At 58.2% G+C, this 14,210-nt stretch carries 19 protein-coding genes and 1 tRNA gene; 7 read left to right on the top strand and 13 right to left on the bottom strand.

The window, feature by feature from the left end; genetic code table 11:
- Positions 1–21: 21 nt before the first annotated feature.
- Together J2129_RS10800 and J2129_RS10795 are read right to left on the bottom strand one after the other, a co-directional pair.
- Positions 22–333 (bottom strand): hypothetical protein, encoded by a 312-nt coding sequence (locus tag J2129_RS10800; RefSeq protein WP_209630872.1) that lies wholly within the window; start codon positions 331–333, stop codon positions 22–24.
- Between the two features lie 50 nt (positions 334–383).
- Positions 384–911 carry a ribonuclease III domain-containing protein gene (locus J2129_RS10795; protein WP_209630871.1) on the bottom strand — a complete coding sequence of 176 codons (528 nt, stop codon included), beginning with the start codon at positions 909–911 and terminating at the stop codon, positions 384–386.
- A gap of 717 nt (positions 912–1,628) precedes the next feature.
- Here J2129_RS10795 and J2129_RS10790 point away from each other — a divergent pair.
- From J2129_RS10790 to J2129_RS10780, 3 genes are read left to right on the top strand one after another with little or no spacing between them, the layout of a single operon-like run.
- Positions 1,629–2,021 carry a spore germination protein GerW family protein gene (locus J2129_RS10790; RefSeq protein WP_209630870.1) on the top strand — a complete coding sequence of 131 codons (393 nt, stop codon included), beginning with the start codon at positions 1,629–1,631 and terminating at the stop codon, positions 2,019–2,021.
- 12 nt (positions 2,022–2,033) lie between these two features.
- Positions 2,034–2,687, top strand: a complete 654-nt coding sequence (locus tag J2129_RS10785) for a DUF2953 domain-containing protein (protein WP_209630869.1) — start codon at positions 2,034–2,036, stop codon at positions 2,685–2,687.
- Positions 2,684–2,923: a hypothetical protein gene (locus J2129_RS10780; RefSeq protein ID WP_209630868.1), complete on the top strand. Its 240-nt coding sequence runs from the start codon at positions 2,684–2,686 to the stop codon at positions 2,921–2,923. The genes J2129_RS10785 and J2129_RS10780 overlap by 4 nt, the downstream gene beginning before the upstream one ends.
- Before the next feature lie 429 nt (positions 2,924–3,352).
- Here the strand turns inward: J2129_RS10780 and J2129_RS10775 are convergent, their stop codons facing one another.
- Complete coding sequence (locus J2129_RS10775) at positions 3,353–4,204, bottom strand: class I SAM-dependent methyltransferase (RefSeq protein WP_209630867.1); 852 nt, start codon at positions 4,202–4,204, stop codon at positions 3,353–3,355.
- Between the two features lie 133 nt (positions 4,205–4,337).
- Here J2129_RS10775 and J2129_RS10770 point away from each other — a divergent pair, with 133 nt between their 5' ends.
- Positions 4,338–4,496: a hypothetical protein gene (locus J2129_RS10770; RefSeq protein WP_209630866.1), complete on the top strand. Its 159-nt coding sequence runs from the start codon at positions 4,338–4,340 to the stop codon at positions 4,494–4,496.
- A 695-nt stretch (positions 4,497–5,191) separates the two neighbouring features.
- On the opposite strand, the gene J2129_RS10765 is transcribed toward J2129_RS10770, so the two are convergent.
- Genes J2129_RS10765 through J2129_RS10750 form a run of 4 tightly spaced genes read right to left on the bottom strand, consistent with a single transcriptional unit; the run spans position 5,192 to position 9,262 of the window.
- Positions 5,192–5,911, bottom strand: a complete 720-nt coding sequence (locus J2129_RS10765) for an MBL fold metallo-hydrolase (RefSeq protein ID WP_209630865.1) — start codon at positions 5,909–5,911, stop codon at positions 5,192–5,194.
- Between the two features lie 4 nt (positions 5,912–5,915).
- Positions 5,916–7,205: an ATP-binding protein gene (locus tag J2129_RS10760; protein ID WP_209630864.1), complete on the bottom strand. Its 1,290-nt coding sequence runs from the start codon at positions 7,203–7,205 to the stop codon at positions 5,916–5,918.
- Between the two features lie 45 nt (positions 7,206–7,250).
- Positions 7,251–8,126, bottom strand: coding sequence for a type II methionyl aminopeptidase (gene map, locus J2129_RS10755; RefSeq protein ID WP_209631331.1), 876 nt, complete (start codon positions 8,124–8,126; stop codon positions 7,251–7,253).
- Between the two features lie 5 nt (positions 8,127–8,131).
- On the bottom strand, positions 8,132–9,262 hold the full coding sequence (locus tag J2129_RS10750; protein WP_209630863.1) for a Xaa-Pro peptidase family protein: 1,131 nt from the start codon (positions 9,260–9,262) through the stop codon (positions 8,132–8,134).
- A gap of 92 nt (positions 9,263–9,354) precedes the next feature.
- On the opposite strand from J2129_RS10750, the gene J2129_RS10745 reads away from it, so the two are divergent.
- The 3 genes from J2129_RS10745 to J2129_RS10735 all read left to right on the top strand — a co-directional run bounded on the left by J2129_RS10745 (position 9,355) and on the right by J2129_RS10735 (position 10,019).
- Positions 9,355–9,603, top strand: a complete 249-nt coding sequence (locus J2129_RS10745; RefSeq protein WP_209630862.1) for a hypothetical protein — start codon at positions 9,355–9,357, stop codon at positions 9,601–9,603.
- A 2-nt stretch (positions 9,604–9,605) separates the two neighbouring features.
- The gene (locus J2129_RS10740; RefSeq protein ID WP_209630861.1) at positions 9,606–9,905 is read left to right on the top strand and encodes a hypothetical protein; all 300 of its coding nucleotides are present in this window, start codon (positions 9,606–9,608) and stop codon (positions 9,903–9,905) included.
- Positions 9,906–9,946: 41 nt separating this feature from the next.
- A tRNA-Asn gene (locus tag J2129_RS10735) sits at positions 9,947–10,019 on the top strand.
- 431 nt (positions 10,020–10,450) lie between these two features.
- Here J2129_RS10735 and J2129_RS10730 read toward each other — a convergent pair.
- The 6 genes from J2129_RS10730 to J2129_RS10705 all read right to left on the bottom strand — a co-directional run bounded on the left by J2129_RS10730 (position 10,451) and on the right by J2129_RS10705 (position 14,033).
- Positions 10,451–10,732, bottom strand: coding sequence for a hypothetical protein (locus tag J2129_RS10730; RefSeq protein WP_209630860.1), 282 nt, complete (start codon positions 10,730–10,732; stop codon positions 10,451–10,453).
- Between the two features lie 512 nt (positions 10,733–11,244).
- Positions 11,245–11,610: a DUF134 domain-containing protein gene (locus J2129_RS10725; RefSeq protein ID WP_209630859.1), complete on the bottom strand. Its 366-nt coding sequence runs from the start codon at positions 11,608–11,610 to the stop codon at positions 11,245–11,247.
- Positions 11,603–12,475, bottom strand: coding sequence for an ATP-binding protein (locus J2129_RS10720; protein ID WP_209630858.1), 873 nt, complete (start codon positions 12,473–12,475; stop codon positions 11,603–11,605). Before J2129_RS10720 ends, J2129_RS10725 begins: the two co-directional genes overlap by 8 nt.
- Complete coding sequence (locus J2129_RS10715) at positions 12,472–13,323, bottom strand: ATP-binding protein (RefSeq protein WP_209630857.1); 852 nt, start codon at positions 13,321–13,323, stop codon at positions 12,472–12,474. Before J2129_RS10715 ends, J2129_RS10720 begins: the two co-directional genes overlap by 4 nt.
- Before the next feature lie 9 nt (positions 13,324–13,332).
- Positions 13,333–13,668 carry a NifB/NifX family molybdenum-iron cluster-binding protein gene (locus tag J2129_RS10710; RefSeq protein ID WP_209630856.1) on the bottom strand — a complete coding sequence of 112 codons (336 nt, stop codon included), beginning with the start codon at positions 13,666–13,668 and terminating at the stop codon, positions 13,333–13,335.
- The gene (locus J2129_RS10705; RefSeq protein WP_209630855.1) at positions 13,665–14,033 is read right to left on the bottom strand and encodes a NifB/NifX family molybdenum-iron cluster-binding protein; all 369 of its coding nucleotides are present in this window, start codon (positions 14,031–14,033) and stop codon (positions 13,665–13,667) included. The genes J2129_RS10710 and J2129_RS10705 overlap by 4 nt, the downstream gene beginning before the upstream one ends.
- Positions 14,034–14,210 lie beyond the last annotated feature (177 nt).

Raw genomic sequence — 14,210 nt, 5'->3', positions numbered from 1 at the left:
GTAGAGAGACTCACCCGCTCATCAATACTGAGAGAACATATCCCAAAACTCTCGAAGAGTGAATATCTCCTCGAACTGAAGTGCATCCTTCCTGGAGTTCTCCATCTTTCCTCCCCAGGGGAGCTCTGCCCCGGACCCCCCAACAATGAAGATTGAAGGAAGATCGTACCCTCTCTTTGTGGCTTCTCGCCGCTTTCCTGTCTCTATCTTGTTCCTGGGAGTCCAGGGGCAGAGCCCCTGGTCAAAGAAATGGGAAGGCGGGTGACACACGTTCTCCCCACACAATAGGTGAGGGGATCTACAAAGCCAGATCCCTGGAAGAAAATACTTCATTTTGAGAGGACATTCATGTTCTGACGATTCCGGGAAATGCGCTAAAAAAGTCATGGCCTCAAAAACCTGGCTGCACCGGCAACACCCTCCAGTCCTGCCTGGAGAAACACAGTCCCAAACACCCCTTCCACAAGCGTACCCTTGATATGTTCGATCTCTTTTTTCTTCTTCTGTATCGGGGGATCAAACTGGATCCGGTATTCATACAGCCCCCACCGGTCCGCAAGTCTGGCCATATTCGCGTTGCTCTCGTATGTCTTCCTTCTCTCTGAGAGTTTGCCGGCATCTGCAGTTCTCGGGGTCCAGATCTCACGAAGCACTCCGATTTTCAACGCGGCATCCCCGATCCATGCAAGCGCTTCGGCAACGTCGTGGAGAGAAGCCATTTCAGTTAATTTTTCCTGTGAAAGAGAACAACTCCCATCCTTAAAATGAACGGCAATCTCTGAGAAGAGATTTCGCGTACTTGGCTGGAAAAAAATCATGGTAAACATCTCAGGGGTCTGGATCTCATAGCCAAGATCTCTCTCGACATGGGGCTGCACTTCAGCCTTGACTGCTGCGATCCGCTCGATCATCGTCTCAAGAGAAGAGCTCCAGTGTCCCATCTTCCCGATGGTGTGTCGTTTCCCTGACGGAAGAGAGGCCCGCGTCTCGACAAGGTCGTCCAGAAGAATATGCAGGTTCTGCTCGATTCCTACCTCATGCCACCTGAGTGTCTGGTGCATCAGGGGAGGAGGGGTCCTGATCTGGTTTATCTCTTCTGTCATGAAAAACTATAAATAGAAATTTTCCTATCTGGACCTGCCTCAGGGGACGCGATCCAGAGATTGCCCTGCGGTGACGGGGCGAGGCAGGTGGCTGAAACGGCTTGAAAGCCACCATTACGCTGAAAAAACCCCGTAACTGGGCCGAACAGACGCCTGGTCGAAGATAAGGCTGTGACTGGTCGGGCCTACAAGTCTTCTCCAGCAGAGGGGTTGTGGGCAGTGAAGACGACCGGCCATGGCGCCGGCTTATCTTCAATGGGCGCGATGCTGCATTTGCCTGGCCTGATGGTCAAAACGGCTGAAGACCATGGGCGAAGGGGCATGATGCAGGGCCGACCAGGGATGGGGGAGAGGCCCTCTGGGGCACCATGATGCTCAGCCAATGTTCTTGAAAATCCTCTTCTGGACCGCAGTCGATCTCTTTTATCCAGCCTGGGAATGAGGAAATACCTGCCCTTTTCTGCACCACTCACCGGCATCCCATATCTTCTTATATTATTCAGACAATGCTCGACTGTGGTTTCGATGCCAGGAGAGCAGATGGTCAAAGTTACCGCTGAGGAGCTCAGGAACTTTATCACAGCCAAGGCGATCATCGGGGAACCCCTTGACCTCGGGGACAAGGTTGTCTTTTCAATTGCCAGGTTTGGTTTCGCGTTCGGTGCGGGGGTAGGAAAAGGATCCGGTGAAGAAGGAGAAGGAGGAGGCGCAGGGGGAGGGGTCGATCCGATCGCCCTGCTTGTCGTCTATAAAGAGATCAAAGGCCCTGGAGGAGTCCAGATATTCTCGGTGAGTAAGAAAGGGGCAGTTGCAGAAGTTATCGAGACGATCGGGGAGACCATTCCGCCGGTGATCGAGAAGGTGGCCTCAGTGGTCGGAGAGAGAAAGCAGGAAACGGAGAAGCCTGAAGAGAAGTAACCTCAAACCATCATGGGAGGCAGCGAAGTAATTCTCCTCTGCATCCTACTCGGATCTGTCGGCTTCTTCATGCTCCTGATCTTCCTTGTCCCATTGCATATCAGGATGAAAGGATCATTCGGGGGCGAGGAATGGGTGGTCGCCCTTGTCATGAGCTGGGCGGGTCTTGGGATCAGAGTGGACAACAGGGCAGAATGGGAGGTGAACTTCCTCGTCGGAAATACCCCGGTGATGAGAATCCCCCTGCCCTCTGATGAAGATGATACCAGGAGCGAGGACGCGGGGGGTGAAGAGGAACCAGGGATTCCGGACCTGCAGACGATCAGGGAAGCAGGAGCGGCCCTCCCCCACCTGGTCCGTTTTCTCAGGGATCTGTTCGCACACACCGGAGTGGAGAAGATCCGCCTCTGGTTCAGGGGAGGATTTGGAGATCCGATCATAACCGGTGAGGTCTTCGGCGTTGTGCAGGCATTGAACGGGATGCTGTGGCCTACACCGGTCCGTCTTGAGATGGAACCCCTCTTTACCGATGAGGACGCGGCAGGTGAAGCAGAACTTTCCCTCTGCATCAGGCGACCGGTGGCCCTTTTTGTCTCTGCAGGGAGGATGGCACTTCAACCAGAGTCGCGCGCCGCGATCCAGACGATGACACGAGGAGAAGGATGACGGAGATCATTGTCGGAGAACCTCTCCGCGTCGGCGAGCGCGTGATCATCCCCCTGATCAAGGAGACCACACTTTCAGGCACGAGAGGGGCGTTTTATGCAGCACGACCGGTCGCGCTCATCGTCACTTGGGAGGAGAGCACGCTCCTCTTCTCTCTCGAAGCCGAGGTTCATCTCTCTGACGAAATAATTCACGATGCAACAGGGCGGGTCTCTGCCGTACTGAAAGAAGGATAAAATATAGGCCGTGCAGAACCTGGCATGAACCCCTTGCTCATGCATAGGGAATGAAATGATCATGAATCTCCTCCTCGTGCACTGAATCGATGTGCCTCCATCTGAGCACGACATCACATCAGAGCATCATCGCATGGCCGCCCCGGCAAGAGATGACAGGAAGATCTACGTCGGGGATGGCCATTATAATCGTCATGCCTTCTTCCATGCCCGCGCCAGGGGCTCGGCTCCCCCGGACCCCAGGGATGAAGATAAGGCCGGGGAGGCACAAATGAAGATCTCAAAGAGTGTTGTGCCGTCTTTGATCGATCGTGCAGCCCCTGGAGAGAAGGGTTGAGTTCTTAGAGAGAGACTTGATCTCGGCGAGGAGTCATGTCCTGTAGACTCCTGGGATAAATTCAGAGCGAATTTCTGATCTCTCGCTCCGCCTTATCCCTCACACCAGGGAACGGCATCCTCTTCTTTTTCCCACCAGATATGCGCGGCATGCGAGCGCTCGCGCATTACCAGCATCTCCCCTTCCCTGACAAGCCACCTCTCCAGGGCCGTGCGCAGCACCCCCTCCTGTCTCACATCTGCCACCCCAAACTTTGGGGCATAGTGGAAGAAGGCCTCGTCGAGATCCCTGAACCATTCCTCCTGCACGAGGGGCATCTGCACCAGGTCCGGATGTTTCCCTCTCTGCCAGAGCAGATTGAAGACCACGTCGGCCTTTGGGACCGGGCGGTACTGGGCGGCATGAAGGGACGGCCAGATCTCCAGATAGTGACGTTCCCATCCAGGCACGTCGGCAAACCAGAAGAGATGCACTGAACCCGAAGAGACTGCGTCCATCTTTTCCAGGGCGCCGGCAAGGTCCTCCATCCCGAGTGAAAACGAGGCGAGGACAAGGTCATAGGGGCCGTCGAGGTCACAGGCGGGGACCACATCTTCCCAGCGTTCCTGCACCACCCTGAGATTCCTGCAGGCCCCGACATCAGTCTTTTCCCTGATGACCGAGGCCATGCCAGCAGCAGGTTCTACGGCAGTGATCGATCTCACCTGCCCGGCAAGCGGGATCGCCAGGGTGCCGGGCCCTGCACCGATATCAAGGACCGAGAGCGTGGGGCCGAGAGGGAGGAGCGCAAGGGTCGTCTTCACCCGCTCTGCCGGTGCTCTGTATTCCTCTGCCACTTTTTTCTTCTTCCAGAGATCGGTGCCGCTCTTGAACCCAGGGACCGACCTGTTCTCCCTGACCTGGTCCTTCCAGATCTGGTTCCAGTCCAGATTTCCCATTCCCATGAATTAGAGTGGGTGCAGAGAGGCAAAAAATGGTTCAGGGCCTCTCGCGATCCATGGAGAAGGACAAGACTGATATGCAGGATTGGACTATCACTCTTCGGTGACGCTGTCCATGGACAAGACTGGTGTTGCAATGATTGTCATAGGGCTGGTCCTGATCGCCGCCGGCATTTACGGGATCACGCTCCTCACCCCTGAAGTAGTAACATTCCTGATCGGGCTCATCGAACTCGCCATCGTCATCGTCGGCCTCGGGCTTCTGGTGGTCGGCGCGATTATGGCAAAAGAGTGATTGACCCCCCTGAATAGAGATGAAACCGCCCGGATTTTCCCGGGAATATCTCTGGTACTTGATGCGATCGCAGAATTATTCAGGAGTTGACTCTCCCTGAGATTAAGAGAGTAACGGGAAGGCGGAGAGTCAATCATTCTGAAGGGTTTTTTTTGTCCTCTGTGTATCAAGCATGAAACAATCTGAGGATGATAGATTCTCTGTAAATCTTAAATTCCGACTCTGGAGAAACCCTCTGGATGGAACTTTCTGGCGGGGGGGGCGTGCCGCCCCCCGGTCCCCCCAGCCACACGATAGGTCGAAGACTGCACCTCCCTCTTCATGTTCGTCTATTCTGCCTTCCCGGCTTCATCGGGGTCCCGGGGTTCGGGGGCAGAGCCCCCAGCCGAAGAGATGGGGAAGGCGAGTGCGGCACACTCATATGAAGAACAGGTGAGGGGTTCTACAGGGCCAAAATACCGGTTCCATAAAGACCCTTTCCATCTTCTCGACGCAAGCGCGACAGAACGCCTCCCCCTCACCTGCGCGCCGGGGGCGTTGCCCCGGGCCCCCAGGGATGAAGATTGAAACGGGAAGGCAGAATGGATGATCACAACGAAGAGGGGGCCTTCCTCGACCAATCGTGTGGCGGGGGGACTGAAGAGTAAATCTTCGACAAAGAGATTTTTCGGGGAAATTTTTACAAAACTGAAAGTTTAGAGGTCAAACTGCTCCATATCCACTGCGAGATGGGGCGTGTCCCAGGGGAGGAGGTGACTTGCATGCGTACACCTGAACTCGGCCGGGGCCAGTTCTTCGGCAAGTCTCAGGGCGTCGGCATAGTTCATATGCTTCGTGATGGTGAACCCATCAGGGACGATGGCGTCCAGAACCAGGAGGTCGGCACCAGAGAGACACTCCTTGCTGGCCCGAGGGATCTGGGCATTGGTGTCGGCGGTGAGAGCGAGAACCTTCCCTTCGTGCTCGACCCGCACCCCGTAGGTCGGCATCGGCGGATGGTTGACCGGGAAGAGCGTGATCTCTGCACCGAAGAGGAGGAATGGGCGATATGGTTCGACGATATGTTCCTCCAGCGGGAGGAAGGAAAAGACCGACCCCGCATATTCCATCGTCGGAGCGGCGGCATAGACCGGCGGAACTTTCTGGACACGATAAAACTCGCCATAGCCCATAAAGTGGTCGTAATGTCCGTGAGTCCAGACGACAGCGTCGATATGAGGAGAACCCGCGGCCAGGAGTTGAGCTCGCAGGTCCGGGCCGGTGTCGACGAGGATATGCTTCTCCCCGACCTCGACGAGCGTCGCGGAACGGAGGCGCTGCCTGCCATTTGCACGGGCAAAAGTGCAGACCGGACAGGAACACCCGATCTTCGGGGTGCCGATGGCATCGCCTGTCCCAAGCAGCGTAACTCTCATCTGACTATCCCCACGAACACTCACGGATGACGTTGCGGTTTGTCACCTGGGCCAGGGCGCCCTCGATATCCTCCTCGGAGACAGTATGACGGCCGTCCATCAGGGCCGAGAGCACCCCCTCCTTGATGGTCATCTTCAGGTCCGCACCCGAGAACCCCTCGGTCCGTGCGGCAACCTCGTCGAGATCGCACTCGCATACCAGGGTCCGGGTGATCGTCCTGAGGATCGCCGCCCGCATCGCCTCGTTCGGGAGGTCGAACTCTACGACCTCGTCGAAACGCCGCCAGGCCGCCTGGTCGAGGAGTTGTGGGTGGTTCGTGGCCCCGATGAGAAGAACCCCATTTCTGACCAGGCTGATCTTGTCGATGTTCTTGAGGAGCATATTCACCGCCCGCTTCATCGCTCCGTGGTCGTCGGAGACGCGGCTCTTTGCCACGAAATCGAACTCGTCGATGAAGAGGATGCAGGGCGAGAGATGCCTTGCAAGGTCAAATATCCGATCGATATTCTTGGAGGTCTCGCCCAGATACTGGGAGGTGACCATCGAGAGGCGCACCTCCAGGACCGGCATATGGAGTTCATGAGAGACCGCAAGTGCAAGCGAGGTCTTCCCGGTACCGGGCGGGCCGACAAAGAGAAGTTTGCCGACTTCGGCGATGTCATGCTCCCTGAGGAAATCACGGTTCTCGATCGCGATGTTTATCCGCTTGATCACCTCAAGCTGGTCCTCGGTGCAGACGAGACGGTCCATCTGCTGCTCGATCTCTGCCGGGGCATTGACGATGACGAGTTCGAGGGCTTCGTTCATCTTCTCGTCCTTTTCAGTAAGTTTTGCGATCTTGTGATCGATATAAGCCCTCGAATCTGAAAAACGTGGATTTTCGGCCCTTACCTCCTCGTACCTCACCCCTAGGGAGTCATAGTTCCCGATGTAGAGGGCAAGTGCCGGGTTCTTCTCCACCATCTCCTTCCCTCCATGGGTGGCGAACCAGACCGCCGCCGCATGGAGGTCGGTGAGATGGTACTGGAGTTTGAGGGTATCGAACTCGACGAATGGATTTTTCACGAGATCTTTGAGTGGTTCCTCCGAAGAACCGACTGCTCGCTTGAGCAGACCTTCCGTGATCACGACCGGGCGCTTCACCTCAACGGCGTCAGGACCAGGGAGGAAGAGGGTCCGGCACTGAGGGGGAAGGTCATCCAGGTCGAGCTGAGGAGTGGCGTTGTAGACCTCAGCCGTCAGGAGGTGCTCAATCAACCGGAGAACATCGTCTCTCTTGTCAGCACATGGCATGGGTTCCAACATCACCTATGGTGGGGGAGTATCAATAATACTATCTCATCGGGTCGTCACAATGGCGCCGTCTGCGGTGACGATGAGGGTGTGCTCAGTCTGGGCGACAAAGGAGCCTTCCACATCATGGAGGACCGGGAATCCATAGACGACCCCCTGACGCACCAGTCCTGCAAGGGCGATCTCGACCTTTTCCTGCGGGAGCCAGCGGCGGGAAAACGGCATCCCCCGCCGACCTCTCACTTTCGTGAGAACGCGCTTTGCCGACGGGAGGCGTACCGGTTTTACCTCGATCTGCTGGTAGATCTCAATCCTGGAGCGGTCGCTCACCCGCCCGCTGCCGGTAGTGGCGAAGGGTTCGATGGCGATGGCCATACCCTCTTCAAGGACGGCACCACCGTTGACGGCGATGTTGGGGATGGTGGGATCGGTGTGGATCGCATACGGCGCCAGACCGTGGCCGGTGAGGTTGGCCACCGGCAAAAATCCCCGTGACTCGATCTCGTCCTGGATCGCCGCACCGATCTCGCCGGTGGTGACGCCAGGGCGGACCTGGCCGATCGCACGGTCGAGGGCGGCGCGGGTTGCTTCGACCAGGTCGGCGTGCCCACCGAGGTCGACCGAGAGGGCGGTGTCGGCGATCCGACCGTCGACCGCGACACCGAGGTCGAGTTTGACAAGGTCGCCTTCCTTAAAGACCCGCTCGTCCCCGGTGGAGGCGGTATCATGAGCGGCGTCCTCGTTGATCGAGAGGTTGAGCGGGAAGGCGATCTCGGCGTCGGCGTCCAGAATTTTTCCTTCCATCGTCTCGACGACCTCGAGGACCGACGCCCCGACCGTCACCATCTTTTTGCCGTCCTGCAGGATCGTATGTGCAAGACGACCTGCTTCCAGATATGATTCCATCTCTTCGTCATTCATAGCGCTCATAGGACTAACTCCTGTGTATAATGAGTAAAGCGGTCAAACCCTGACTGCGTGACTGCCCCCATATTTTCAACCCGTACCCCGCCGATACCCGGGTAATAGAGGCCCGGTTCGACGGTCACGACGTTCCCGACCTCAAGGGGCCCGCCTGAGGGGGAGAGGTTCGGGGCCTCATGGACCTCAAGCCCCACCCCATGGCCAAGAGAGTGGACAAACCCGCGGGCCCCGCTCTCATATCCCCGCTCCTTGTAGAGGTCGACGACGGCGTTGTGGACCGCCGCCCCCTCGACACCGGCGGCAATGAGAGATTCGCCAAGGGCGACGGCCTCGCAGGTGACGGCGTGCATCTCGGCGATTTCAGGGGAGGGGTCGCCCTTCACGACCGTCCTGGTCATGTCGGCATGGTAGCCGCTCCTGTCATGCTGTGGGAAGAGGTCGATGACGATCGGGGCGTCTTCAAGGAGGGTGCCTTCGCCCTGGCGATGGGGCATCGCCGTCTCTTCCCCGCAGGAGACGATGGTGTCCCTTGCGGTATAGCCGCGCTCCATCAGGTAGGTATGCATCGCGGTCCTGACCCGGTCAGAGGTAAGCGGAGCGTCTTCGAAGTAAAGCACACCTTTCTTCGGGACTGAACGTCTGATCATCGAGATCCCGAGGGCCATCGCCGTCTCGGTCTCTTTCTGGGCAGCCCTGATCGCGGCGAGTTCATAGGGGGTCTTGACGGCCCGCATCGAACGGACTATGCCGTCCCCGTCGGCGACGACTCCACTGTGCTCTTCAAGGAGTTTGCCGAGCCAGTACGGGAAGCCCCTCGGAACCATGACCCTGCCCCCGGCAAGGGAGGCAGCGGTACGGGCAAGGGCCTGCCACGGATCCTTTTCCTCCTCCAGGAACTTCAGGAATCCAGACTCGGCCCTGGTCACCGGGACGGCCGAAGATTCATTGGCCGCACGTTCATATTCCATCTGCGGGACGACAAGTATTCCAGTCTCCCCTTTTTTCTTCAGGTATAAGAGGGGGTCAGAGACCTGAAACCCGGTCAGGTACCTGAAGTCCGCGTCTGTTGATGAGGCATAGACTACATATGCCGAGCAGTCGGCGGCAACAAGCGCATCGTCAAGTTTTTCCATGAGATCATCGTGCCGGACGGTATTCCGGCCGTTCTGAGTAGGTATGGCCGGGAGACCACAAGTACTTTTAGAAGGACGCACAAGTACGATCGATGGAGGAAGCGGACAAAAAGGTCTTCAAATGGAAGTTCTGGAAACTCACGATAGTCCTGAACGTCATCATCATCCTGGTCGCCCTTGCAATAGGTCTCTTCTTCAAACTGCCGTCATCCCTCGGGCCTCCCGTCGCCGCAGTCCTGATCCTCATAGACCTCCCCCTCATCTGGTACTTCAGGAAGCATTATTACCTGACCAAGGCCTGGTTGGATGTCCATGCCGGACCATCGGAGAAGAATGATTGAGCATGCTTGAGAAACTAAAGACCGAGATCGAACTGCAGGCCAGGCACCTTGAGGTGCTCAGGGTGGTCGCGGCCAACCAGCCGATCGGGATCATGAAACTTGCCGATCTCCTGGGCCTCCCCTATCACCGGGTACGCTATTCGTTGCGTGTCCTCGAGGGGATGGGATATATCAGGGCCTCGCCGTCAGGGGCGGTGGCGACCGGGCGCGCCCTCGAGTACCTTGATGGCCTGGACGGTGATATCGACGAGATGATCGCGCTCCTTGAGGGGATGCGCGACCCCTCTTCCCAAAATCTTTAATAGGAACGAAAAGATAGATATTAGGGCGCAAGGTGCGCACTGCCGCCATAACTCAGTTGGTAGAGTGGCTGGCTGTTAACCAGCATGTCACAGGTTCGAGTCCTGTTGGCGGCGTACCATTCTTCTTTTGTGAATGTAACGTTGGAATAGCACAGAGGCTCGGTAGTGCAAGTCTGACGCACATGCTTTCCCCCATCTTCCTGAAGTGCTATCCCGGACCCCTCTGAGGTTCGAACTGAAACGTTCCTTTCCAAAAATTTTGAATGCAGATCTCTGCCGCGAGGTCTGCCGCCTCCCGGTCTCCCCGCCATAGTATCATTCAGGATTATCAAAGATCTCTTCCTGTCCCCATCGTCATCCCGGGGCTCCAGGCGGCGCTTGCCCCCGACACGAGGACATAAGAGGGCCGGGATGACCTCGAAGATTGAACCTGGAAAGCAGACTTGAAACTCATGGAGAGAAATTGCCAGCCGCGGTCAAATCCTGTGACGAGGGGAACAGGGACCAGCACGCCCCATGCCACAGAGTGGCATCATAAGGTATTCTCAGCCTCTTTTCACTCCTCCTCCCACCGAAGAACTGCTCACCAGGACTTCATCGCCCTCAGGCGTTGCAATCGTGATCGAGATCCCGACGCATTCTTCTTCTCCCCGCGGTTCGGTGATCTCGATCGGGTGGGAGGCGCTGATCCCCTCGAGCCACTGTTGCTCCACCTTCACCCTGATGACGCCGTCTACCTGCACTTCGTAGGTCACCAGATAGTCAGAGGTATCTGTGCCAGTCGGGACAAATGAGAAGACGACCCTGTCGTCAAACACTGCTGCCATCTCGCAAAAGGGGTCGAGATCAACAGACCGGATCTCCCGTGAGGATGGGAGGGCACCGGGATGGCGATGTGGTGCACCCGGCAAAGAGGAGGATGACACAGAGACAACAGAGGAGCGGCAGGAAGGGGGTCCGGGTATTCATCATACATGAATTCCCGCCAGGGAAGCATCAACGTTCTGGGAGTTGGACCATGTAGAGATCTCCACCTATTCCGGGCATGAAGACGCCTCGCTCGTCTTCCCCCAGCATCTCACCGGGGCCGCTCTCGAAAAACTCTGGAGATTCTCAAAAGCTCCCCCCTATTCCTATTGCAGCCACATCAGCCCATGGACCCCTGCATAAGAAGAGGAGGGGGACTACACGTCCCTCTTCATGATCATCTTATCCTGCCTTCCCGCTTTATCGCCATCCCGGAGGTCCGGGGGACGAAATCCCGACGCGACCGATGGGGGAAAGTGGTCAAATCATACTCATTTCAGGAAAAGAAGAAGATCTCTGCAACAGAAAAAAATTACTCCTCCGGGTCGTCCACTTCTGGACACCCGTCCTCCTCCTGCCGCCTGCACCCGGCGATCCTGATCGCCTTCCCGTGGACGAGGGCATCGGCGACTTTCCGCCGCGCCCTGTGGAGATCGCGCCAGAGTGTCTTCCTGGATATACCCATCGACTCGGCTGCTGCGGTCTGGTCCAGGCCTTCGAGATCGACAAGCCTGAGGACTTCCACTTCCTCGGGACGGAGAGGGACAACCTCTTCGGGTTGCCCACAGAGCGGGCCAAAGCACCTGAATGCTGTGCCCCCGCGGATCATCCGGTGGGCTCTGGGGCGCCCGCGCCCGCGTCCATGCCCGCACCACCCCCCGTCTCGATCTTTATCCATCAAGGCCAAGCTCCGCCACAAGCCTCTCCTTGATCCTGACAAGTGCCTCTGACGCGGGCGAGTCGGTGGAGGTGATCGGCACGCCCCGACGCACCGCAGCCACCACCGCAGGGTCGAAGGGGACCTTGCCGAGGAGGAGAAGCCCCTCATCCTCGCAGAAACGCTCGATCTCCTGGCAGACATCCGGTTCGAGATCAAAACGGTTGATGACCACAAAGATCTCCACGTTGAAACGCCTGGAGACATTGACAACCCGCTTGAGGTCGTGGAGGGCCGAAAGGCCCGGTTCGGTGACGACCACCACGGCGTCCATGCCGCTGACCGTCGAGATGAGCGGACACCCGATCCCTGGCGGACCGTCGGCAAGGAGAAGCCGACTCTCGCCGGCCATCTTCTCAGCCTGCTTTCTCACTTCATGGACGAGCAGCCCCGAGTTGCCCGAGCCCGGGTAAAGCCGCGCATGAGAGAGATGGCCCCGCTCGGTCTCGGAGGCAAGCACCTCGCCGGCCTGGTACGGATGCATCGTCACCGCCCCGGCGGGACAGACATGGACACAGACCCCGCACCCCTCGCACTTCAGGGGGTCGACGACATATTCCTTCGCCTCTTCATGGATCGCGTCAAACCGGCAGGCGTCCGCGCACCGTCCGCAGAAGAGACAGACCTCGTGATCGATCTCGGCCTTTTCCAGCCCCATAAAGGGTTCTGAACTGACCAGATCCCCGTCGAGAAGAAGCCCGAGATTTGCCGCTTCTACATCACAGTCCGCAAGCACCTGATCGGTCGCGAAGAGGTCGGCAAGGGCGGCGGTGACCATGGTCTTCCCGGTCCCGCCCTTCCCGCTGATCACGGCAAGCCTGATCATGCCCTCACCTCACAGTGCCTGGCGACTTCGTCCCAGAGCCCGGCAAACCGTTCTTCCCATCCCTGGAGATCGCGGGCGATGAGTCCCCCGCGGTTCTGGACCGCCGCGACCTCGCGGTCGAAGGGGATGGTCATCAGGACAGGGAGATCGTGCTCCTGGCAGAAGGAGACGGCCGCCTCGTCTTCACCGTCGCTCCGGTTGATCACCACGCCGGCCTGAACCCCGAGGGCCGCAGCCGCCCGCACCGCAAGGTCGAGGTCGTGGAGACCGAAAGGCGTCGACTCAGTGACCAGGATGCAGAAGTCTGCCCCTTCAAGGGTCTCGATCACTGGACAGGCGACACCCGGGGAGGCGTCATAGACGATCCGTCCCGTGTCCCCGGCCGCCTCCTTGGCGGCGGCGACGACCTTCGGCGCCAGGACTTCACCCTCGTGCATCACGCCCGAGACCAGGGTGAGTCCGGGAAGGGGGCGCGAGGTGGTGACCACGCCGACCTCCCGCCCGACTTCGGTGATGGCGTCAGCCGGACAGACCAGGGTGCACCCGCCACACGAATGGCAGAGTTCGGCGAAGAAGAGCACGCGGTCCTTGAGGACGGTCAACGCCCCGTAGCGGCAGAAATGTCCGCACTCCCCGCAAAGAGTGCAGCGTTCTGGATCGATCGCAGGGACCGGGACCGGTACCCCCTCTTCCTCATATTCTCCAGGAAAGAAGAGATGGAGGTTGGGTTCCTCCACGTCACAGTCGACGAGGGTCACCCCGCCGCGCCCTGCAAGGGCATAGGCAAGGTTCGCCGAGACAGTCGTCTTCCCGGTCCCTCCTTTCCCGCTGGCTACCACGATCTTCATAGCTGGTGATCAGAGGATCTCTGAGAGTCCGCCCTGCGTATATTTCTCAAGGGCCTGGGCCACCGTCGCGGCGTCCCCGAAGGTGTAGACCTTGATCCCTGCCGCCTTGAGCGCGGTGGCGGCATTGCCCCCGACCTGCCCGGTGACAAGGACCGTGGCGCCGTGGTCGACGAGTAACTGGGCGGAACGCGGGCCAACCCCGCCAGCGGCGTCGACAAGTTCGTTCTTGACCGAGACAAAGGTCCCGGCTTCAGTGTCGGCGAAGACAAAATATGGCGCCCGGCCGAACCTGGGTTCGACCGCCGCTTCAGCACCCTCACCCTTCGCGGTGATACAGACGATCAATTCGATCCCTCCTCGCAGTTCTCGTGTTCTTCCTCGCCATGGGTGCAGGTGCTCTCCCCTGCAGCAAGGTTCCCGGCGGCGTACGCGGCGGCCACTGCTTCGATCTCACCGGAGACCCCAAGGAAGACCTCGATCCCATTCATATGGAAGAGTTCAACCGCCCGGGGACCCATCCCCCCGGCGATGACGACTTCGACGCCGTGCTCGGCAAGAAATGCCGGGAGACGCCCTGGTTCATGACCAGGACTGAGGAGATCGTCCTGCCTTGCAAGGGCCCCATCGTTCAGTTCAAAGATCGCGTAGCTCTCGCAGTGCCCAAAATGTGCAGAGACAGACTTTCCGTCTTGTGCAATCCCAATTTTCATATATATTCCACCTCCGCGATCAGCGGCAGTCAGACCAGACTGCCGGTACGCAGACATAATTTGTACTCATATGCGCATAAATAAAAACCCTCCGGTCCGGGCAGGGTGCAGAGGGGGTTGAACACCCCTTGCTTGACGGAAGGACGCATGAACTCAGAGGAGCGCACAAACTATTTC

This window comes from Methanofollis sp. W23 (assembly GCF_017875325.1).
Lineage (GTDB): Archaea > Halobacteriota > Methanomicrobia > Methanomicrobiales > Methanofollaceae > Methanofollis.
The sequence above is the reverse complement of the archived record's forward strand: the minus strand, read 5'-3'. Positions and strand labels throughout refer to the sequence as shown.